Below are 21,256 nucleotides of genomic sequence, written 5' to 3'. Positions count from 1 at the left end.
GTGCGGTGAGGAGGGTTGCGCGGTCGCCGGTGGTGTGGATGACGGCGCGGTGGTCGAAGCGGGCGCGGGCGGCGAGGGCTGCCGCGACCTCGTGCAGGGGGGTGTCGGGTTGTTCGGTGGTGTAGGTGTGGAGGAGGCGTGCCTGGTCGCGCAGTGCCTGCTCGGTCTTGGCCGACAACAGCCAGGGCAGGGCGGCCGGTTCGGTCTGCCCGGCATCGGCTGCGGAGTCCTCGGGTGCCTGCTCGATGACGACGTGCGCGTTGGTCCCGCTGATGCCGAAGGACGACACGCCCGCGCGGCGCGGCTCGTCACCCGTCGCGTCCCAGGCCCGCTGCTCCGTGAGGAGTCGTACGGTGCCGTCCGACCAGTCGACGTGGTCGGTCGGCTCGTCGACGTGCAGGGTCCGGGGCAGCACCCCGTTCCGCATCGCCATGACCATCTTGATGACGCCGCCGACACCGGCGGCGGCCTGGGCGTGGCCGATGTTCGACTTCAACGAGCCCAGCCACAACGGGCGTTCGGCGTCGTGGCCGGCGCCGTACGTGTTGATGAGGGCCTGCGCCTCGATCGGGTCCCCGAGGCGGGTGCCCGTGCCGTGGGCCTCGACCGCGTGGACCTGGTCCGCGCCGAGGTCGGCGTCGGCCAGGGCCTGGCGGATGACGGACTCCTGCGAAGGGCCGCTGGGTGCCGTGAGGCCGTTGCTCGCGCCGTCCTGGTTGACCGCGGTGCCGCGCACGACGGCGAGGACCGGGTGGCCGTTACGGACGGCGTCGGAGAGCCGCTCGACGAGCAGCAGGCCGACGCCCTCGCTCCAGCCGGTGCCGTCGGCCGTGGCGGAGAAGGCCTTGCAACGGCCGTCGGCGGACAGCCCGCGCTGCCGGCTGAACTCCACGAACATGCCGGGGCTCGCCATGATCGCGGCGCCGCCGGCCAGCGCCAGCGAGCACTCGCCCTGGCGGAGCGAGCGCACCGCGAGGTGCAGCGCCACCAGCGACGAGGAGCAGGCGGTGTCGACGGTGATCGCCGGGCCTTCGAGGCCCAGGGTGTAGGCGATGCGACCGGATGCGACGCTGCCGAACTGGCCCGTCAGGAGGTAGCCGTCGACGCCGCCCTCGGCGGCGTCCGCGAGCCGCGGGCCGTACTCCAGGCCGTACGTGCCGGCGAAGACGCCGGTGTCGCTGCCGCGCAGGGTCGTCGGGTCGATGCCCGCCCGCTCGAACGCCTCCCAGGCCGTCTCCAGGAGCAGCCGCTGCTGCGGGTCCATGCCCGTCGCCTCGCGCGGGCTGATGCCGAAGAAGCCGGCGTCGAACTCGCCCGCCCCGTAGAGGAATCCGCCGCGCGCCGTCGAGGACTTGCCGACGGCCTCAGGGTCGGGGTCGTACAGGTCCTCGTCCCAGTCCCGGTCCTCGGGGAACGGCCCGATGGCGTCGGTGCCCTCGCTCACGAGCTTCCACAGGTCCTCGGGCGAGGACACCCCGCCCGGGTAGCGGCAGGCCATGCCGACGATCGCGATCGGCTCGCCGGGATCGACGTCCGCGCGGCGGCGCACGGTCCCGGGGGCCGCGGCCGTCTCGTACAGCAGTGCGTGCAGGTGGGTGGCGAGCGCGTCGGGCGTGGGGTGGTCGAAGGCGACGGCCACGGGCAGCCGCAGGCCGAGCGCCCGGGCCAGCCGGTTGCGCAGCGCGACCGCGGCCGAGGACTCCAGGCCGAGGTCGCGGAACGTGTCGCCGGGCGCGCCGAGCGCGGCGTCCCTATCGGCCCCGAGCGCGTCCGCGGTCTGCTCCCGTACGACCTCCAGGAGACGCTGGCGACGGTCCTCCTCCGTCAACGCGTCGATCTCGGCACGGAGTTCGGTGACCGATCGGGCCGCGTCGGCGGCGTCCGCGGCGGTGTCGTACGGAGGCAGCTCCAGACGCGCGGGCTCATCCGCGCTCCGGTCCTCGGACCCCTCGCCCTCCGCGCTCCGGTCCTCGGCCCGCTGGAGGACCGCCGCGCGGGTCAGGTCGACGGGCAGGCCGTGCGTCCACAGGTCGGCGAACGTCTCCGACAGGGCCTGCCGCCCGTCGCGGTCGCGCACCAGCGACCCCGCCACCACGACGTCCGCCGCCAGACCGGTGTCCTCGACCGTCTCCTGGACGGCCATCTTGAGCACGGGATGCGGTCCGGCCTCCAGGAACGCGCCGTGACCGTCGGCGAGCAGCGCGCGTACCGCCGACTCGAACTGCACCGGACGGCGCAACTGCCCCGCCCAGTACGGCCCGTCGAGCTCCGTCGTGTCCACCGCGGCGCCCAGCGCCGAGGAGTAGAACGGGATCCGCGACGCGGTCGGCCGTACCGTCCGCAGCTCCGTGAGCAGCCGGTCCGTGATCGCGTCCACCTGCGCCACGTGCACCGGAACGTCGGACCGGATCCGGCGGGTGCGCACGCCCTCGGCGGCCAGCGCCGCCTCGAGCTCGGCGAGCGCCTCTTCCTCGCCAGAGACGGTCACCGAGCCGGGACCGTTGACGGCGGCGAGCCCCAGCCGGCCGTCCCACGGCGCGACCCGCCCGCGCAGCTCATCGGCGGACATCAGCACTGCCGTGATGCCGTGGCCACCCGCGAGTTCGTCGGTGAGGGCCGCACCCCACACCGCCGCGATCCGCAGCGCCTCGGCCCGGGACAGCGCCCCGCACGCGTGCGCGGCGGCCATCTCGCCGATGCTGTGCCCGACCACCGCGACCGGCTCGACGCCCAGCGAGCGCCACTCCTCGGTCAGCGCGATCATCACGGCCACCAGGGCCGGCATCACGACCGCCGCGGACTCCGGCTTCGGCGCGCCGTCGGTGCCCCGCAGGACGTCGAGCAGGTCCCAGCCGACCAGCGGGCGCAGCTCGTCGGCGCAGGCGGTGAGACTGTTCCGGAACGCCTCGGAGCCGTCGAGCAGGTCGACGCCCATGCCGTCCCAGTGCGCGCCGAATCCGGGATAGACGAAGACGGCCCCGGCTGCCGCGCCGTCCTCCGGCAGCCGGCCCTGCCGCACCTCCGCGTCGGCGGCGTCCTCGCCCCGCCCGGCCGCCAGCGCCCGCAACCCCGCGAGCAGTTCGTCGCGGTCCCGGCCGAGGACCACGGCACGGTGCCCGGCGGCCTCGTCGGCCGCCGTCAGCGCGGCCGCGGCCGACGCCGGGGAGAGGCCGGTGAGGCTGTCGAGCAGTTCCGCGGCCGCGGCGGCGCGGGCTCGCAGGGAGGCCGGCCCGGGCGCCGAGACCGGCCACAGTACGACGGGGTGGGGTGCAGCAGTCATCGTCTACCGTCTCCGAATTTCGGTATGCGCGGGTTTGCGGGTCGAGCTGGGATGGAGGGTGTGGGGGTGTGGGGTGGTGGAGCTTTGGAGCGTGGGGGAGCCGCGGGGAGGTGAGGGGCCGAGGGGATGAGGGGGGCGAGGGGATGAGGGGGGCGAGGGCGCGGGGGCGTGGCGTTGCACCGGGAGGTCCGGGACTCAGAGATCCGGGCCGCCCCGGACTCCGAGGCCGGGCCCGAAGCCTCCGGGACTCCTAGGCGGGTCCGAAGCCTCCGGGACTCCTAGGCGGGTCCGAAGCCATCGGGACTCCTAGGTCGGGCCCGAAGCCTCCGGGACTCCTAGGTCGGGCCCGAAGCCATCCGGGACTCCGAGGTCCGGCCCGAAGCCTCCGGGATTCGGAGGTCCGGGATTCCGAGGTCCGGGCCGCCCTCCGACCCCGACGTCCCGGCCGCCCCGCTCAGGAGCGGGCGCTGTGCTCGGCGGCGAGCAGCGAGGCGATCAGCCGGAGCACGATGCCGGGTGCCGAGCGGTGGAAGAAGTGCCCGCCGGTCAGGGTGAACACCCGGAAGTCGGCCGTCGTGTGACGGGCCCACTCGGCGGCGAGCCGGGGTGTCACCAGCGGGTCGCTCGACCCGGCGAGCGCGCGGACCGGGACCGGCAGCGGATCGGCCGCGGCGGCTCCCGGGCCGGAGGTGTGGCTGTGCACGAGGCTCAGGTCGTCGCGCAGCACGGCGACGGCGAGCCGGAGCCACTCCGGATAGCGCCGCACCAGCTCGGGCAGCCCGCCGAGGCCGGCCATCCACGCCGTCAGCTCCTCGTCGGTGCGCCGCTCCGGCGGGACGTCGGCGTCCACGTGCGGCCGGTGCGGCGGCGGACAGGCCCCGACGAGGAGCTGACGGGGCGGGGTGAGGCCGCGCTCGATCCGCCGCCGGGTCAGCTCGTGGGCGACGATGCCGCCCATGCTGTGCCCGTAGAAGGCGTAGGGAGCGTCGAGCAGCGGGTCGAGCGCCTCGTCGAGCTCGTCGACGAGCCGCGCGAACTCGCGCAGCCGGGGCTCCTTGACCCGGTGCTCGCGGCCGGGCAGCTGCACCGGTACGACGGCGACGCCGCCGCCCAGACGCTCCTGCCAGCCGGAGAACGAGGAGGCCGCGCCGCCCGCGTGGTGGAAGCAGAACAGCCGCAGCGGCGCCCGCGTCGGGTCGGGCTGCCGGGGCAGCAGATACGCCGAGCGGGCAGGGCCCCGGCCGGGGCCCGGGCCCGGGGCCCGGTCCTGGACCGGGCCCCGGGGGGCCGGCACGGTCGTACCGGACCCGACGGAGGCGCCGGTCATGTCTCCACCGTCCGTGCCGCCGTGAGCACGAAGATGTCGTGGAGGCTGGTCGACTCCAGGACCTGGGTCATCGGCACGCGCTGCCCGGTCTCCCGCTCGATCGCGGTGAGCAGCGTCAGCAGGTGGAGCGAGTCCCAGCCGGGCAGTTCGTCGAATCCGGCGCCGACCGTCGCGGGCGTGAGGGACAGACCGATCTCGCTCTCCACGAGGGTGAGGAAGTCGTCGAGGTTCTTCACTGGTGCAGCCCTCCCAGGCTCAGGGTCAGCCGGACGTGCTCCGGCGGCGCGGTGATGTCCGCCAGGTCGTGACGGAAGAGGACGGGCGAGCCGTCGGGGTCGCCGCCCGGGGCGGCCGGCGTGAAGCCGTTGGCGGGGTAGAAGTCCCGCACCTTGCCGTTCTTGGCCGAGGGCCGGTAGCCGGCCCGTACCGTGCTCAGGCCCTGCTCGCGGGCGTGGCCGAGGAGCGCCGAGAGGCAGGCCTGCTCGATGCCGCGGGCGAACACCCGGCAGCTGAGCAGGAAGTTGTCGATGACGAGGGCGTCCTCGTCGCGGTGGGCGAGGACGGCGCCGACGACGCCGTTGTCGCCGAACCGGTCGGCGGAGCGGATGGTCAGGACGAGCGAGCCCGGCGCGGCCGCCCGCTCGGCCACCTCGGCCTCCTGGAGCCGCTCGGTGGTGAGGTTGAACTGGTTGGTACGCAGGGTCAGTTGGGACACCCGGGCCAGTTCGGCGGGTGAGGCGTCCGCGAACCGCACCTTGACGTCGAGCTCGCGCAGGTAGTCGTCGAGGGACGAGAAGCTGTCCAGGAAGTCCTTGCGGTCCAGCTCCTCGCGGTACCGCTCGGGGCGCTTGAGGTCGTCGGCCGTGACGTCCCGTACGGTGAACCAGCCGTCCCGCAGCAGCTTCTCGACGTGCAGCGCGGGCTCGTCGTCGAGCGCGACCACAGCGACGTCCGGCAGCTCGCGGGTGACGAGGCCGCACTCGTACGGACTGTCGTCGGCGAACACGAAGCTGTCGACGCCGAGGTTCAGATCGGCGGCCAGCTCGCGCAGGTTGTCGTGCTTGGGACGCCAGTTGGCGACGACGCGTACGAAGTCGTCCTCGCGCAGCGTCATGTCCGGGTGCGAGCTCAGCACCTCGCGGACCGGCTCCAGGTCGTTCTTGCTGACCGCGGCGAGCAGCACGCCCTGCGAGGCGATCTGCCGCGCCGAACGCTGCAGCCTGCGGAAGGCCTCGCCACGGTAGGAGCCGGACACCTCGATGCCCTCGATCCCGTCGTCGCCGAGGATCCCGCCCCACACCGTGTTGTCCAGGTCGAGGACCAGGACCTTCTTCGCCCGCCCGGTGGTCGCGCGGAACACGTCGGCCAGCTCGCCCGCGTACGCCGCCTGCGCCTCGGGCGACAGCTCGGTGTGCGTGTAGACGCCGAGCCGGTCGTCGCGCAGCGGCAGGTCCGCGCCGAGCAGCGGGTCGAGGTCGAGGACGGTCAGCGAGGGATGCTCGTCCATCAGGCGCAGCAGGCGCGCGTTGGCCTCCCGCCACACCGCGCCGAGCCGCGCCCGGTCGCGCAGCGCTACCAGCTGCGCCGGCCATTCGCGCGGCAGCGGAAGGGTGTTGAGGACCAGCGTGCCGCGGCCCACGCTGTCGAACACACCGGCGAGGCCGTCGAGCAGCCGAAGCTTCTCGTCGAAGACCCGTGCCACGTCGTCGGGCCGCCACGGCAGCGGCACCTCGTCGAAGACGACGGAGGCGTCCAGCAGGCACACGACGGCGTCGGGCTTCTCCGCGTACAGCTCGCTCCCGGTGTCCGACAGGTCGAACACGTAGCTGTCGAAGTCGGACACGTGCGGGCGCAGCAGCAGTCCGTGCCGGGCCAGCTCGGCGGTGACCGGCGCGACGAGGCCTGACACGGTGCTGTGCCCGGTGAAGGCCACCGACACCACCGGTGTGTCCGGGTGTTCGGCGAGCACGGCGTCCGGGCCGATGCGGGCCAGCAGGTTGCCCGCCCAGCGCCGTCCGGCGGCGTCGGCGGCGCCGACCAGCGCCCGTACCCGCGGGTACTCGGCGGCCACCCGGCCGCGCTCGTGCAGCGACCGCAGTGTGTCGTCGTCCGTCTTCTCGACCATTCCCAGCTCTCCCGTACGTCGGGTGCGACGTCGGCCATGCTTGGCGAGCGTTCTAAAGCCGCTCTTACAGCCGTCTATGCCGGGACTTGTGGATCTTGGCGGAGGCGGAGGCCGGAGGGCGAGGGGGCGGCGAGGAGAGGGACGGCGGGGGCGCGGTGGAAGCGGTGCGGGGACGGCAAGGTGACGGCGAGGGCGTGCCAGGGGGGGACGTGCAGGCACGGCGAGGGTGCGGTGAGGGCGAGGTGCCGGGAGGGCGGCGTCAGGTCGGCGGCAGAGCGGCGTCAGAGCGGGATTAGGTCCTCTTAAGTCGTGGTTTGGCGAGCCCGCCTAGATCTTGCTCCGCACAACGGCGTGATCGGCGGCCGGCCGACCCGGCCGTCGCAGCGACCGCGATTTCTGGAGGAACACATGGCGACTGCACTGACCGCAGAGCTGGAGTTCGACCTCGACCTCGACCTGGAGGCCGTGGTCCAGGACGCCCCCGCGATGGAGGCCAAGTCCTTCACGGGTACGGGCACTTGTCTCTCCTGCCCGGTCACGTCCTGGCACTGCTGATCGGCCCCACCGGCTGATCTCGCGCCGGGCGGCACGGCCCTCCGGGGCCGGCGCCGCCCGGCGCACCCATGTCACTGCCACGTACGCGCACATGTACGCACGCACAGAACGGACCGGGGACGGACACGTGACGGACAGCGAGATCTTCGACGCCGCCGGGACGGTGCTGCTGCGCGCCGCCGCCCGCCCCGTGCCGACCGCCGCCGGCGCGCCTCCGGCGTCCGTCGCCGCCGCCGAACCCGCCTCCGAGGAGGCGCTGCGGGCCGAGGTCGTGCGGCTCTCGGCCGACCCGGTCTTCCTGGCGGCGGTACGACTGGCCAGCCCGAGCCTCGCCGACGAGGCGGAGAAGGTGCGGGCCGGGGCCCCGGTCAAGCGCAAGCGACTCGTACGGACGGTCGTCTCGCTGACCAAGTACCGCCTCCGTACGACCTTCCGGGCAACGCCCTTCGGCCACTTCGCGGGCGTAGCGCTCGCCGGCACCGACGACGGCACCGGAGCCGGCGTGGTGCGGGAGGTCGGCGACGCGCACCGGAGCGCGAGCCGGCCCGACGCGGCCTGGCTGTACGGCCTGCTCGCCGACGAGGTCGTCACGGCCCCCGGCCTGCGCGAGCGCGCCGCCCTGACCGCCAACCCGCTGCGCACCGTACGGGACGGCCGCGTCGTCCTCGTCGACCACCACGATCCCAGCGGGAAGCGGCAGTTGGCGCACTCCGTGCGGTCGAGCGCGGTCGTCGCCCACGTCCTGGAGCGGGCCGCCGAGCCGGTCGCCTGGCCCGAGCTCGTCGCCGGACTCGCCGAGCGCTTCCCGCAGGCCCCGGCGGCGACCGTGGAGCGGACGGTGGAGCAACTGGTCCGCAGCGGCTTCCTGCTGAGCGACCTGATGCCGCCGCCGGACCACACGGCCCCGCTCGACCACGTCCTCGACCGGCTCGCGGGCATCGACCACCCGTTGCCGCGGGCCCTCGCCGGGATACGCGCGGGGCTCGCCGCCCTGGACACGGCACCGCCCGCCCGGCGCGGCCCGGCGCTCGCCGAGGTCACCGCCCGGATGCGGGCGCTGCGCGAGGCCGACGACCTGATCCAGTCGGACCTGCGGATCGACGCGCGGCTCGTCCTGCCGGCCGAGGTCGGCCGCGAGGCGGAGCGGGCCGCCGCCGCCCTCTGGCGGACCACGGTCACCCGCCCGGGCATGCCGCACCTGCGCGCGTACCACCTCGCCTTCCTGGAGCGGTACGGCACCGAGCGCGCCGTACCGCTGCTCGAACTCCTCGACGAGGCACGGGGCCTCGGCCTCCCCGAGACCTACCGGAGCGGCACCGGCGCGGACGGCGCACCGGCCGATCCCGCGGCCCCCTCGGCGGACGGCCGCCGCCGCGACCAGCTCCTCGGAGAGCTGCTGCTGGCCGCGCTGCGGAGCCAGGGCGGGAGCGGGGGCGGCACGGCCGAGATCGTCCTCGACGAGGCGACGCTGGACGCCCTGGGCACGCCGAGCGAGCCGACGGACGGCACCGCCCCGGAGCGCGGAGTGCCCGCCTCGCTCGAACTGGGCGCCGAACTCGCCGCCGGCAGCTGGGAGGCCCTGCTCGCCGGCGACTTCCGCCTGGTCCTGGGCGCCAACCCCGGCTCGCCCCGAGCCGGCGCCACCTTCGGACGCTTCGCACCGGTCCTGGGGGACGACGGCGCGGCACTCGGCGCGATCGTGGCGCGGGCGGAGGGGCTGGAGGGGCCGGAGGGGGCGGCCGAGGCCCCGGCGGGTGGTCCGTCCGAAGACGGACCGTGGGCCCCGCCCGGTGAGCTGGTCGCCACCGTCGCGTACCGGCCCCGCGTCGCCCGTTCCGCGAACGTCGCCACCGTTCCCCCGTTGCTCCCGTACCGCATCCCGCTCGGTGTCCCGGCCTCCGCCGCCGACGGCGACGTCACGGACCTGCGTCCCGAGGACCTCGCCGTCCACGCCGACCTGAACCGGATGTGGGTCGTCCACACGCCGACGGGCCGGACGGTGCGCCCGGTGTCGCACTCGATGCTCAATCCCAGCAGCGGTCACCTGCCGTACGTGGCCCGCTTCCTGCTCGACCTCGGCTACGAAGGCCACGACTGGTGCGCCCCCTGGAACTGGGGATCCTGGGCCGCCGCCCCGGCCCTGCCCCGGGTCCGGCTGGGCCGCACCGTGCTCGCGCCCGCCCGCTGGCTCCCGGACGGCGCGCTGCGCGAGGACGCCGCCGCCCGTGCCGACGGCACGGGACCGGGCTGGCGCGAGGCTGTCGCCGCGTGGCGACTGCGCCTCGGAGTGCCCCGCTACGTCCTGCTCGCCCGGGCGGACAACCGGGTCACGGTCGACCTGGACGACCCGCGCCATCTGCTCGTCCTGCACGACGAGGTGAAGCGGCCGCAGGGCCTGGTGGTCACGGAGTGGTACGGCGGCCCGGAGGGCACGGGCTGGTTCGCCGGTCCCGACGGCCCGCACGCCTGCGAACTCGTCGTCCCCCTCTTCGCCCGCCGGCCCCGCCCCGCGGCCGCCCCTGCCGCGCGGCCCGCCGCGCCGGCGCCCGCCGGGCGGCGCGCCGTGCTGCCCGGCGGCGAGTGGCTGTACGCCAAGCTGTACGTCCCCGACGGCCTCCAGGACCAGGTCCTCTCCCGGCACGTGAGCCGGCTCGTCGGATCGGAAGCGGTGCGCGCCGCCGGGGCCGACGGCTGGTTCTTCCTCCGCTACGCGGACCCCGACCCGCATCTGCGCCTGCGTTTCCAGGGCAAGCCGGAGACCCTGTGGCCGGTGCTGCTGCCCGCCGTGCGGGAGTGGGCGGAGGAGCTGCGGGACGCCGGCCTCGCCGACCGGCTGGTGCTCGACACGTACGACCCCGAGACCGAGCGGTACGGCGGCCCGGCGGCGCTCGGCCACGCCGAACGGGTCTTCCACGCGGACAGTGCGGCCGTGCTGGCGCAGCTGGCAGGTGGCGGCGACGGCCTGCCCGTGGTCACGCGGGCCGCGCTCGGCGTCCTCGACCTCCTCACCGGGCTCGGCAGCCCGGAGGAGGTCCTCGACTGGCTCGGCGACCCCCGCTTCCTGTCCCGGCGCTCGGAGGTCGCCCGCGCCACGAAGGAGGCCGTCGCCGACCTCTTCTCCGGCGCCGCCGAGTCGGCGCCGCGCGCCGCCCGTGCCGAGACGCTGGCGGCCCTGCGCGGCGCCCTCGCCCCGTACCGCCGGGCCCCGGTCGCGCTGAGCCTCGCGCACATGCACTGCAACCGGCTCATCGGCCCCCGCCGCGAGGAGGAGGTCCTCGCGCACGTGACGGCCCGCGAAGGCCTGGCCCTCGCCCTCAGCAGGAAGAGGCACCAGCGATGACCCCCACCCGCCACTCCGACCCGAACGCCGAACCCCCGCGCCCCGGCCGTGGGCCGACTGCTGAGCCCGGTCACGGCTCGGGCCTCGACGCGATCCCGGCCCGCGCCTCCGCCCTGGGCTCCAGCCCCTCTGCCCTGGGTTCCGGCCCCTCCGCCCTGGGTTCCGGCCTTTCCGCCCCCGGCTCCGGCCTTTCCGCCCCCGGCCCCGGCCTTTCCACCCCTGACGCCGGCCTCTCCACCCCTGACCCCAGCACCGCCCCCGGCGCGCGCTCGCGCGACTCCGCGCTTCGCGTCGCGCTCGACGTCGCCGAGCGGCTGCGTGATCCCGAGCGGGTCGCCCGGGTCACCGCGGAGGAGTTCGCCGGGGTGCCGGGGGAGTTGATGCTGCCCGGGTGGCAGCCGGCCTCCGTGCTGCTCGGGCATCCCGGCGTCGGGCTGCTGCACGACCGCTGCGCGCGGCAGGACGACGCGTGGCGCGCGGCCGCGCACGCGCACCTCGCCGCCGCCACCGCCCTCGCCCCGCGTGAGGGGCCCGCTGCCGTCGGGAACCTCGTGCTGCCCGCGCTGCTCGGCGCCGAGGCCACCGGTGGCTACGCCCGGCTCCTTGAACGCGCCACCGGGGTGCTCGCCGAGCACGCCCGGGGCCGGACCGCCGCGCTGCGCGAGCGCGCGGACGCCGGGCTCTCGTACCTCGACTACGACGTCGTCGCGGGGCTCACCGGCCAGGGCAGGGTCCTCCTCGCGGCCGCCGTCCGGGGCGACGAGCGGGCCGCGGAGGCCCTGGAGGACGTCCTCGCCCTGCTGGTCGCGCTCAGCGGACCGCGGCGGGTCGACGGCGTCGAGGTCCCCGGCTGGTGGTGCTCCCCCGAGCGCTACGCGGTGCCCCGCGACCGGGACGCCTATCCGCGCGGCGACTTCAACGCGGGCGCCGCCCACGGGGTCTGCGGCCCCCTCGCCCTCCTCTCGCTGGCCCACCGGGCCGGCCACGGCGTGCCGGGCGTCCTCGACGCGGTCCGGCGGATCGCCGACTGGCTGGGCGGTCACGCGTACGAGGACGGGCACGGCGCGGTGGCGTGGCCCGGCCGGGTCGCCTTCGAGGAGGAGACCGGCGCCGCACCGCCCGCCCGGGGCGCCACGACGAGGGCCGGGTGGTGCTACGGCACCGCCGGCATCGCCGGAGCGCTCCACCTCGCGGGCACGGAGCTCGGCGACGCCGCCGTCTCCCGCCTGGCCGTCGACGCGACGACCGCGCTCCTCGCCCGGCCGCTCGCCGAACTCGGCGGCGACGACCCGGGTTTCTGCCACGGCCTCGCGGGCGTCCTGCACGCCGCCGTCCGGCTCGCCGAACGCACCGGCGAGCCGGCGCTGTGGCGCGGCGCCGACCGCCTGGCGGACGCGCTGGTCTCCCTCCACGACACCGAATCCGCTTTCGGATACCGTCAGTTGGTCCGGACTCCCGGCGGTACTGTCGTCCTGGAGAGCCCGTCCCTCATCGACGGCGCCGCCGGCGTGGCCCTGGCCCTCCTCGGCTACGCGGAGGCGGCACACGCCGAAGGACCGCGGGCCCCGGCCGCCGCCACGGACGGGGTCGCCACGCACGGGGTCGCGACGGACGGATTCGCCACCGACGGATCCGCCGGGGTGACCGCCGCGGACGGGCTCCCCGCGGACGGGCTCCCCGCGGACGGGCTCCCCGCGGACGGGCTCCCCGCGGACGGGCTCCGCGCGGACTGGGACGCGGTCTTCCTGACCTCGTGACCACCGCGTGAGCACCGCCTTCCGGCCACGCCCTTCCGGCCGGGCCTTCGGGCCGCACCGGAACCGACCGACGACAGGAACGACGGCATGACCGAGAGCAAGGGCCGCCTGCTGGCCATCAGCGACCTGCACGTCGCCTACCGGCAGAACCGGGCGATCGTGGAGTCGCTGCGGCCCACGACCGACGACGACTGGCTGCTCGTCGCCGGAGACGTCGGCGAGCTGTCCGAGGACATCGAGTGGGCCCTGTCCCTGCTGAGCGAGCGCTTCGCACAGGTGGTGTGGACGCCCGGCAACCACGAGCTGTGGACGCCGAAGGAGGACCCGGTCCGACTGCGCGGCCAGGAGCGGTACGAGCACCTGGTGGCCCTCTGCCGCCGCCTCGGCGTCCTGACGCCCGAGGACCCGTACCCCGTGTGGCACGGCGCGGGCGGCCCGGTCACGGTGGCGCCGCTCTTCGTGCTGTACGACTACTCGTTCCGCGTTCCCGGCGTCACCACCAAGGAGGAGTCCCTCGCCCGCGCCGAGGAGAACGGCATCGTCTGCACCGACGAGTTCTTCCTCCACCCCGACCCGTACCCGAGCCGCGAGGCCTGGTGCGAGGCCCGCGTCGCGCTCACCGAGAAGCGGCTCGAGGACTGTGACCCGGAGCTGCCGACGGTGCTCGTCAACCACTACCCGCTCGTCCGCGAACCCACCCGGATCCTCCGCTACCCCGACTTCGCCCAGTGGTGCGGCACGGAGCGGACCGCGGACTGGCACCTCCGCTTCCGGGCCCGCACGGTCGTCTACGGCCATCTGCACATCCCCCGGACCACCTGGCACGACGGGGTCCGCTTCGAGGAGGTGTCGGTCGGCTACCCGCGCGAGTGGAGCCGCCCGCGCCACCCGGACGTCGGCCTCCGCAGCATCCTGCCCGAGGAGCCCGAGCCCGTCGGGTTCAAGCCGAAGGAACCCGAGTCCGAGGAGGGCAAGTGATCGAACGCCTGGTGCCGGAGGGCGTGGTCGCCGTGGACGCCTTCGAGGACGTCGCCGAGCCCGGCGACCTCCACCCGGAGGAGGCCGCGCTGATCGCGAAGGCCGTGGACACCCGGCGCCGCGAGTTCACGACCGCCCGCTGGTGCGCCCGGCAGGCCCTGGCGGGCCTGGGCGCACCCGCAGCGGCGCTGCTTCCCGGCCCGCACGGCGCTCCGGTCTGGCCCGAGGGCGTCCTCGGCAGCATCACCCACTGCGCGGGCTTCCGCGCGGCGGTCGCCGCCCGCTCGCCCGCCGTCGCCGCCCTCGGCATCGACGCCGAACCGAACGAGCCCGTGCCCGACGGCGTACTCGGAGCCGTCGCCCTGCCCGGGGAGCAGCGGCACCTGCGCGACCTGGCGCGGACGGAGCCCGAAGTCCGCTGGGACAGACTGCTGTTCAGCGCGAAGGAGGCCGTGTACAAGTCCTGGTACCCCTGGACCCGTCAGCGCCTGGACTTCGAGGACGCGGCCCTCACCTTCACCTTGGACGACGGCCTGGGCGACGGCCCGGACGGCGGCAGCCGCCGCGGCGGCGGCTTCACGGCCCGCATCCTGCCTCTCGCCCCGCCGGCCGGCGCCGCCCTGCCCGACCGGCTCGAAGGGCGCTGGCTCGCCGAGCGGGGACTCCTGCTCACCGCGATCACGGTCGTCTGAGCCGTCCCCGGAGGCAGGGCAGACGCAGGGGACAGGGCTGGAGCAGGGCAGGAGCGGGGCAGGATCAGGGCACGGAGGCCGGGCGGGGAGGTACCGTGCAGGGAGGAGAGACGATCTCCGCGCAGGACCGTTCGACCGTTGGACCGTTCGCAGCAGGGGTGACCGATGAAACCGGACCGTTCGCTCGCCGCCGCCCTCGGTGAAGGGGTGCTCGTCCTCGACGGAGGGCTCTCCAACCAACTGGAGGCGCAGGGCTGCGACCTGTCCGACGCACTGTGGTCCGCGCGGCTGCTCGCCGACGCGCCCGAGCAGATCGAGGCGGCGCACGCTGCCTACGTACGCGCCGGCGCCCAGGTCGTCATCACCTCCAGCTATCAGGCCACCTTCGAGGGCTTCGCCCGGCGTGGCATCGAACGCGCCGGGACCGCAAGCCTCCTGGCCCGCAGCGTGGAGCTCGCCCGGGCGGCGGGGGAGCGGACGGAGCGGGAGATCTGGGTCGCGGCCTCCGTCGGGCCGTACGGGGCGATGCTCGCCGACGGCAGCGAGTACCGCGGCCGGTACGGGATGTCGGTGGCCGAGCTCGAACGCTTCCACCGGCCCCGGATCGAGGTCCTCGCCGAGTCCGGGGCGGACGTCCTCGCCCTGGAGACGGTGCCCGACGTCTACGAGGCCGAGGCCCTGCTCCGGGCCGTCGGCCGGTCCGGGGCGGTGCCGGTCTGGCTCTCGTACACCGTGGAAGGCGCGCACACCCGGGCCGGGCAGCGGCTCGAGGACGCCTTCGGGCTCGCCGCGGGCCTGGACCAGGTGGTGGCGGTCGGCGTCAACTGCTGCGACCCGGCCGACGCGGGGCCCGCCGCGGAGATCGCCGCGGCCGTGACCGGCAAGCCGGTCGTCGTCTACCCGAACAGCGGGGAGCGATGGGACGCGGGGACCCGGCGCTGGCACGGCGGCACCACCTTCGCCCCGACCACCACCGCCGGCTGGCGCACCTCGGGGGCGCGACTGATCGGCGGCTGCTGCCGCGTCGGCCCGGACACCGTCGCCGCCCTGGCCGCGAGCCTGACCACCACGCCGTGACAGCCACCCCCAAGCCGTGACCGCGACCCCGAGCCGCAGCCCCCCGCCCTCGCGAAATACGTTGTGACCGGGCCGCGCCAAAGGCCATGCTGGAACGCATGTTCCTGACGATCAGCACCACCGGCACCGCCGAGAAACCCGCCACCGACCTGGGCTTTCTCCTGCACAAGCATCCCGGGAAGGCGCAGTCCTTCTCGACCTCGCACGGCACGGCGCACGTCCTCTACCCCGAGGCCGGCCCCGAGCGGTGCACTGCCGCGCTGCTGCTCGAAGTGGACCCCGTGGCGCTGGTGCGCCGCGGCAAGGGCAAGGGCCGGGGCGGAGCCCCGGACGCGGCCCTCGCGCAGTACGTGAACGACCGCCCGTACGCCGCCTCCTCGCTGCTCGCCGTGGCGCTCGCCAAGGTGTTCAAGAGCGCGCTGCACGGGAGCTGCGCCGCGCTGCCGGAGCGGGCCGCCGCCCCGCTGCCGCTGCGGATCGAGGTCCCGGCGCTGCCCGCGCGTGGGGGCGCGGAGCTGGTGACGCGGCTGTTCGGCCCGCTGGGCTGGGACACGGTGACGGCCGAACCGGTGGCGCTCGACCCGGAGTTCCCCGAGTGGGGAGACTCCCGCTACGTACGGCTCGTCCTGGAGGGCGAGCTGCGGCTCGCCGACGCGCTGAACCACCTCTACGTGCTGCTGCCGGTGCTCGACGACGCCAAGCACTACTGGGTCGCGCCGGACGAGGTGGACAAGCTGCTGCGCGCCGGTGACGGCTGGCTCGCCGACCACCCGGAGCAGAAGCTGATCACCAGCCGCTACCTGTCGCGCCGTTGGGGCCTGACCCGCGAGGCGACCGAGCGCCTGGAACTGGTGCGGCTGGCCGAGGCCGACGGCCTCGCCGTCGAGGACGTCGACAACGCGGTCGACGAGACGAGGACCGTGCTTCTCGAAGAAGAGGGGCCGGACCGGCCGGTGCCGCTCGCCGAGCAGCGCCGCGAGGCCATCCTCGCCGCCCTGCGCGCCGCCGACGCCGGCCGTGTCCTCGATCTCGGCTGCGGACAGGGGCAGTTGGTGCAGGCGCTGCTCAAGGACGTGCGGTTCACCGAGGTCGTCGGCGTCGACGTGTCGGCGCGTGCCCTGTCGATCGCCGCGCGCAGGCTGCGCCTCGAGCGGATGGGCGAGCGGCAGGCCGCCCGCGTGAAGCTGCTCCAGGGCTCCCTCGCGTACACCGACAAGCGGCTGACCGGCTACGACGCGGCGGTGCTCAGCGAGGTCGTCGAGCACCTCGACCTGCCGAGGCTGCCCGCGCTCGAATACGCGGTGTTCGGCTCGGCCAGGCCGCGGACGGTGCTCGTGACGACCCCGAACGTCGAGTACAACGTGCGCTGGGAGTCGCTGCCGGCCGGACACGCCCGGCACCACGACCACCGCTTCGAATGGACCCGGGCGGAGTTCCGGTCCTGGGCGGCGCGCGTCGCCGAGGCGTACGGGTACGAGGTCGGGTTCACGCCCGTCGGACCCGACGACCCGGAGGTCGGCCCGCCCACCCAGATGGCGGCCTTCACCCGCACCGACCAGGACGCCGACCGCAACACCGACCGGAAGACCGGCCGCAACACCGACCGCCAGCGCGACCGGAAGCCCGACCACACCACCGACCGCAGCACCGACCAGAGCCCGAAGGAGGACGCGGCATGACCGACGCCACCGAGACCACCGACGCCACCGGCGCCACCGAGACCCGGAGCCGTACGCTGCCCGTCACCGACCTCTCCCTCGTGGTCCTGATCGGCGCGACCGGATCCGGCAAGTCGACCTTCGCCCGGCGCCACTTCAAGCCGACCGAGATCGTCTCCTCGGACTTCTGCCGCGGTCTGGTCGCCGACGACGAGAACGACCAGGGCGCCAGCAAGGACGCCTTCGACGTCCTCCACTACATCGCCGGCAAGCGGCTGGCGGCCGGGCGGCTCACCGTCGTCGACGCCACCAGCGTGCAGCGCGAGGCGCGCCGGCAGCTGGTCCAGCTCGCCCGTGAGCACGACGTGCTGCCGATCGCGATCGTCCTCGACCTGCCCGAGGCGGTGTGCGCCGAGCGCAACGCGGCCCGCCCCGACCGCGCGCACCTGCCCCGGCACGTCGTCCAGCGGCACCGGCGCGAGCTGCGCCGCTCCCTGAAGGGCCTGGAGCGCGAGGGCTTCCGCAAGGTGCACGTCCTGCGCAGCGTGGAGGAGGTGGAGGCGGCCGAGGTCGTCCTGGAGAAGCGCTTCAACGACCTGCGGCACCTCACCGGGCCGTTCGACATCATCGGTGACGTCCACGGCTGCCGCTCCGAGCTGGAGACGCTGCTCGCGAAGCTGGGCTACGTCGACGGCCGCCACCCGGAGGGGCGGACCGCCGTCTTCGTCGGCGACCTGGTCGACCGCGGCCCCGACAGCCCGGGTGTGCTGCGGCGCGTCATGGGCATGGTGGCCGCCGGGGACGCGCTGTGCGTGCCCGGAAACCACGAGAACAAGCTCGGCCGCTGGCTGCACGGCCGCAAGGTGCAGGAGACCCACGGCCTCGCCGAGACGATCGAGCAGCTGGAGCGCGAGCCGGAGGAGTTCCGGGCCCGGGTGTCGGAGTTCGTCGACGGTCTGGTCAGCCACTACGTCCTCGACGGGGGCAAGCTGGTCGTCTGTCACGCGGGTCTGCCGGAGAAGTACCACGGCCGCACCTCCGGCCGGGTGCGCTCGCACGCCCTGTACGGGGACACGACCGGCGAGACCGACGAGTTCGGGCTGCCGGTGCGCTACCCGTGGGCGGAGGACTACCGGGGCCGGGCGACCGTCGTCTACGGTCACACGCCCGTGCCGAACACCGCCTGGATCAACAACACCATCTGCCTGGACACCGGAGCCGTGTTCGGCGGGAAGATGACCGCGCTGCGCTGGCCGGAGCGCGAGCTCGTCGACGTACCGGCGGAGAAGGTCTGGTACGAGCCGGCCAGGCCGCTCGCGACCGAGGCGCCCGGCGGGCACCAGGGCCGGCCGCTCGACCTGGCCGACGTGCACGGGCGCCGGGTCGTGGAGACGCGGCTGATGGGGAACGTGGCGGTCCGTGAGGAGAACGCGGCCGCCGCCCTCGAGGTCATGAGCCGTTTCGCGGTCGACCCGCGGCTGCTCGCGTACCTGCCTCCGACCATGGCGCCGACGGCGACGTCGAGGGTCGAGGGCTTCCTGGAGCACCCGGCCGAGGCGTTCGCGCAGTACGCGGCCGACGGCGTCGAGCGGGTGGTGTGCGAGGAGAAGCACATGGGCTCGCGGGCCGTCGCCCTCGTCTGCAGGGACGCGGCGGCGGCGCGGGAGCACTTCGGCGTCGACGGTCCGACCGGCGCGCTGCACACCCGTACCGGACGGCCGTTCTTCGACGATCCGGAGACAACCGAGCTGGTCCTCGGGCGGCTGCGGGCGGCGATCGGCGCCGCCGGCCTCTGGGAGGAGCTCGCCGCATCGGACAGCGCCTCCGGCGCGGGGGACTGGCTGCTGCTCGACGGCGAGCTGATGCCGTGGTCGCTGAAGTCGGCCGGGCTGCTGCGCTCCCAGTACGCGGCGGTCGGCGCGGCGTCGCGGGCGGTCTTCCCCGGCGCGCTGGGGGCGCTCGAACAGGCGGTCGCACGAGGCGTGCCGGGAGTCGACGGGCTGCTCGGCCGGCAGCGCGAGCGGGCGGCGGACGCCGCGGCGTTCACCGAGTCGTACCGGCGCTACTGCTGGCCGACCGAGGGCCTGGAGGGCGTGCGCTTCGCGCCGTTCCAGGTGCTCGCCGCGCCCGGGCGTTCGCTGGCCGCCGTGCCGCACGACGAGCAGCTGGCCTGGCTCGACCGGCTGGTCGAGCACGACCCGACCGGACTGCTCCAGGTCACGCGGCGGCTCGTGGTCGACCCGGCCGACGGGGCGTCCGTACGGGCCGGGACCGACTGGTGGCTGGAGCTGACCGCGGCCGGTGGCGAGGGCATGGTGGTCAAGCCGCTCGCGGCCGTGGCCACGGGCACCGACGGGCGCCCGGTGCAGCCGGGCGTGAAGGTGCGCGGCCGGGAGTACCTGCGGATCATCTACGGCCCGGAGTACACCCGTCCGGACAACCTGGAGCGGCTGCGCGAGCGGCACCTCGGCCACAAGCGCTCGCTGGCCCTGCGCGAGTACGCGCTCGGCCTCGAGGCGCTGGACCGGCTGGCGGGCGGCGAGCCGCTGTGGCGGGTCCACGAGGCGGTCTTCGCGGTCCTGGCCCTGGAGTCGGAGCCGGTGGACCCGCGGCTCTGACCGTTCGGAGGGCGTCCCCGCGGGGGGCGCGCGTGCGACCGTCACACAGGGGGCGCAAGGGGGCTGAAAACAGCGCTCCCTTGCGCCCCTCGTGTTCGCCCCCGGCCGCGTTGACGTGATTCTTCCGGTGGCCCTAGCGTTCTTCACCCCACGGTGTGACGGAGCGTCAACAATGTGACTGCGGTTGCGTGTTGATGCTCGCCGTGGAGCGAACAAGCACGCGAAATGCGCGATGTCGTGCGGGGGTGTGAGCGACCGTTGAGTCTTTTCGGCCAGGACCGGTCGTTCCTCCACGCCCTCCCCGCGAACGACCGCCGCGCACTGCTCGCCGAGGGCGCCCCGCGCCACTACGAACCCGGCGAGATCATGATCCGGGAGCGGGACACCACCGTGTACGTCCTCGCCCTGCTCTCCGGCTGGTCGGTCGTCTCGGTCGGCACCGAGCGCGGCGCCCGGCTCATCCTGGCGCTGCGCGGCGCCGGCGAGGTGGTCGGCGACCTCGCGGCCGTCGACCGCAGGCCGCGCAGTGCCACCGTCACGGCGCTCGGCCAGGTCGAGGCCGTGTCGATCTCCGGCGACCGCTTCCGGCGCTTCCTGGCCGCCCGGCCGCACGCCACCTCGCTGATCATGCGGCAGCTCGTCACCCGGCTGCGCAGCGCCGACGTCGAACGCCGCTCACTGGCCTCGGAGACCGTGCTCCAGCGGCTCGCCGCCCGGCTCGTCGAGCTCGCCGAACGCGCCGGCCGGCGCGCCGAGTCCGGCACCGTACTGGAACTTCCGCTGCCCCAGCACGACCTGGCGGCGGCCATCGGGGCGACCCGGGAAGCCGTGGCCAAGGCGCTGCGGCTGCTGCGCGAGCAGGGAGTCGTCCGTACCGCCCAACGGACCGTGGTCGTGGTCGACATGCCCGTCCTCGTGCTGCTCGCACAGGGGCGCGCACACCCCGGCGCACAACCATCGGACAAACGACCCCCGGCTGTGTAAACGGCTACATCGCCCACGGGCCACAGCCGCCAGGCTGGACCCGTCACCACCACCCCGACCGGCGGCAGGCCGGCCCGGAACAGCACCGAAGCACATCGGAGCACATCGGAGGAGTCCGAGTGAGCACTACGGGAGCGAGCGCGGGAGCGGACCAGGGGGCGAGTGCGGGTGCCCTCCACCGCCTCGTCGTCTTCGGGGACGTCGTCGGCTCCGGACGCCTCGGCATGGACGGGAAACGGCTCGCCCGCGCCGCCGTCTACGAGGCCTTCGGAGAGGCGTACGCCTCCGTGGGCATCGAGCCCGGCACCGTCCACCAGGAGGACCGCGGCGACGGCATCCTCGCCGCACTGCGCCCGGACGTGCCTCCGGCGCTCATGGTCGGACGCTGGATAGACACGCTCTACGAGAGCCTGCGCGCGCACAACGGGCGCAGCCGCGGCCGGCTCCGGCTGCGCGTCGGCATGAACGCGGGGCTCGTCCTCGACGACGGCCGCGGTCTCGTGGGCCGGGCCGTCGACCTGGCCTGCCGGCTGTGCGACAGCGCGCCCGCCCGACGGATCATGGCGGACGCCCCGGACGTCGACCTGCTGATCGTGGTGTCGGACTGGCTCTACCGGAACGTGGTCGTCGAGGGCGGCCGCTACGTCGAGCCGGACCACTACCGGCGGGCCGCCGTGGTCGCCAAGGAGACCGCGGAGGACGCCTGGTTCCACGTGCCGCGGCTGCCGGAGCCGCCGCTGGCACCAGAGACCGGCGGTGGGGGGGGGGGGGGGGGGGGGCCCCCCCCCCGGCGGCCCGGCCCCCCCCCCCCCCCCCCGCCAAGGTTGTTAACATAAAACCCCCCACCGGGGGGGCCGGGCCCGCG

The 21,256-nt window shown here is 75.0% G+C and carries 14 protein-coding genes; 10 read left to right on the top strand and 4 right to left on the bottom strand.

Annotation, left to right across the window (positions count from 1 at the left end; genetic code table 11):
* The 4 genes from ACFY8W_RS35450 to ACFY8W_RS35435 form a co-directional block, all read right to left on the bottom strand.
* The coding region (locus ACFY8W_RS35450) for a beta-ketoacyl synthase N-terminal-like domain-containing protein (RefSeq protein ID WP_391114640.1) at nt 1-3,280 on the bottom strand (3,280 nt) is incomplete at its 3' end.
* Between the two features lie 454 nt (nt 3,281-3,734).
* Complete coding sequence (locus tag ACFY8W_RS35445; RefSeq protein ID WP_391114637.1) at nt 3,735-4,607, bottom strand: alpha/beta fold hydrolase; 873 nt, start codon at nt 4,605-4,607, stop codon at nt 3,735-3,737.
* Entirely contained in the window at nt 4,604-4,843 is a 240-nt protein-coding gene (locus ACFY8W_RS35440) for a phosphopantetheine-binding protein (RefSeq protein ID WP_391114634.1), read from the bottom strand. The genes ACFY8W_RS35445 and ACFY8W_RS35440 overlap by 4 nt, the downstream gene beginning before the upstream one ends.
* The gene (locus ACFY8W_RS35435; protein WP_391114632.1) at nt 4,840-6,732 is read right to left on the bottom strand and encodes an HAD-IIIC family phosphatase; all 1,893 of its coding nucleotides are present in this window, start codon (nt 6,730-6,732) and stop codon (nt 4,840-4,842) included. Before ACFY8W_RS35435 ends, ACFY8W_RS35440 begins: the two co-directional genes overlap by 4 nt.
* 408 nt (nt 6,733-7,140) lie before the next feature.
* On the opposite strand from ACFY8W_RS35435, the gene ACFY8W_RS35430 reads away from it, so the two are divergent.
* From ACFY8W_RS35430 to ACFY8W_RS35385, 10 genes are all read left to right on the top strand, one after another.
* The gene (locus ACFY8W_RS35430; protein WP_391114631.1) at nt 7,141-7,287 is read left to right on the top strand and encodes a hypothetical protein; all 147 of its coding nucleotides are present in this window, start codon (nt 7,141-7,143) and stop codon (nt 7,285-7,287) included.
* A gap of 127 nt (nt 7,288-7,414) precedes the next feature.
* Nucleotides 7,415-10,627, top strand: coding sequence for a thiopeptide-type bacteriocin biosynthesis protein (locus tag ACFY8W_RS35425; protein ID WP_391114628.1), 3,213 nt, complete (start codon nt 7,415-7,417; stop codon nt 10,625-10,627).
* Nucleotides 10,624-12,384 (top strand): lanthionine synthetase LanC family protein, encoded by a 1,761-nt coding sequence (locus ACFY8W_RS35420; RefSeq protein WP_391114625.1) that lies wholly within the window; start codon nt 10,624-10,626, stop codon nt 12,382-12,384. Before ACFY8W_RS35425 ends, ACFY8W_RS35420 begins: the two co-directional genes overlap by 4 nt.
* 87 nt (nt 12,385-12,471) lie before the next feature.
* A complete protein-coding gene (locus tag ACFY8W_RS35415; protein ID WP_391114622.1) occupies nt 12,472-13,362 on the top strand; it encodes a metallophosphoesterase in 891 nt (296 codons plus the stop codon).
* Nucleotides 13,359-14,054: a 4'-phosphopantetheinyl transferase superfamily protein gene (locus ACFY8W_RS35410; RefSeq protein WP_391114620.1), complete on the top strand. Its 696-nt coding sequence runs from the start codon at nt 13,359-13,361 to the stop codon at nt 14,052-14,054. The genes ACFY8W_RS35415 and ACFY8W_RS35410 overlap by 4 nt, the downstream gene beginning before the upstream one ends.
* Before the next feature lie 165 nt (nt 14,055-14,219).
* Nucleotides 14,220-15,131, top strand: a complete 912-nt coding sequence (gene mmuM / locus ACFY8W_RS35405) for a homocysteine S-methyltransferase (protein WP_391114617.1) — start codon at nt 14,220-14,222, stop codon at nt 15,129-15,131.
* Between the two features lie 98 nt (nt 15,132-15,229).
* Complete coding sequence (locus tag ACFY8W_RS35400; RefSeq protein ID WP_391114614.1) at nt 15,230-16,810, top strand: 3' terminal RNA ribose 2'-O-methyltransferase Hen1; 1,581 nt, start codon at nt 15,230-15,232, stop codon at nt 16,808-16,810.
* A complete protein-coding gene (locus ACFY8W_RS35395) occupies nt 16,807-19,407 on the top strand; it encodes a polynucleotide kinase-phosphatase (protein WP_391114612.1) in 2,601 nt (866 codons plus the stop codon). The genes ACFY8W_RS35400 and ACFY8W_RS35395 overlap by 4 nt, the downstream gene beginning before the upstream one ends.
* A 258-nt stretch (nt 19,408-19,665) precedes the next feature.
* On the top strand, nt 19,666-20,391 hold the full coding sequence (locus ACFY8W_RS35390; RefSeq protein ID WP_391114609.1) for a cyclic nucleotide-binding domain-containing protein: 726 nt from the start codon (nt 19,666-19,668) through the stop codon (nt 20,389-20,391).
* A 119-nt stretch (nt 20,392-20,510) separates the two neighbouring features.
* Nucleotides 20,511-21,227, top strand: coding sequence for a hypothetical protein (locus ACFY8W_RS35385; protein WP_391114607.1), 717 nt, complete (start codon nt 20,511-20,513; stop codon nt 21,225-21,227).
* Nucleotides 21,228-21,256: the final 29 nt, after the last annotated feature.

It is taken from the genome of Streptomyces sp. NPDC012637 (assembly GCF_042954805.1).
Taxonomy (GTDB): Bacteria; Actinomycetota; Actinomycetes; order Streptomycetales; family Streptomycetaceae; genus Streptomyces.
The sequence above is the reverse complement of the archived record's forward strand: the minus strand, read 5'-3'. Positions and strand labels throughout refer to the sequence as shown.

Excerpts from the sequence above, each read along its gene's own strand:
- ACFY8W_RS35445 (WP_391114637.1), bottom strand. The coding sequence starts at position 4,607 with ATGACCGGCGCCTCCGTCGGGTCCGGTACGACCGTGCCGGCCCCCCGG.
- ACFY8W_RS35435 (WP_391114632.1), bottom strand. The coding sequence starts at position 6,732 with ATGGTCGAGAAGACGGACGACGACACACTGCGGTCGCTGCACGAGCGC.
- ACFY8W_RS35430 (WP_391114631.1), top strand. The coding sequence starts at position 7,141 with ATGGCGACTGCACTGACCGCAGAGCTGGAGTTCGACCTCGACCTCGAC.
- ACFY8W_RS35420 (WP_391114625.1), top strand. The coding sequence starts at position 10,624 with ATGACCCCCACCCGCCACTCCGACCCGAACGCCGAACCCCCGCGCCCC.
- ACFY8W_RS35415 (WP_391114622.1), top strand. The coding sequence starts at position 12,472 with ATGACCGAGAGCAAGGGCCGCCTGCTGGCCATCAGCGACCTGCACGTC.
- mmuM (WP_391114617.1), top strand. The coding sequence starts at position 14,220 with ATGAAACCGGACCGTTCGCTCGCCGCCGCCCTCGGTGAAGGGGTGCTC.
- ACFY8W_RS35400 (WP_391114614.1), top strand. The coding sequence starts at position 15,230 with ATGTTCCTGACGATCAGCACCACCGGCACCGCCGAGAAACCCGCCACC.
- ACFY8W_RS35395 (WP_391114612.1), top strand. The coding sequence starts at position 16,807 with ATGACCGACGCCACCGAGACCACCGACGCCACCGGCGCCACCGAGACC.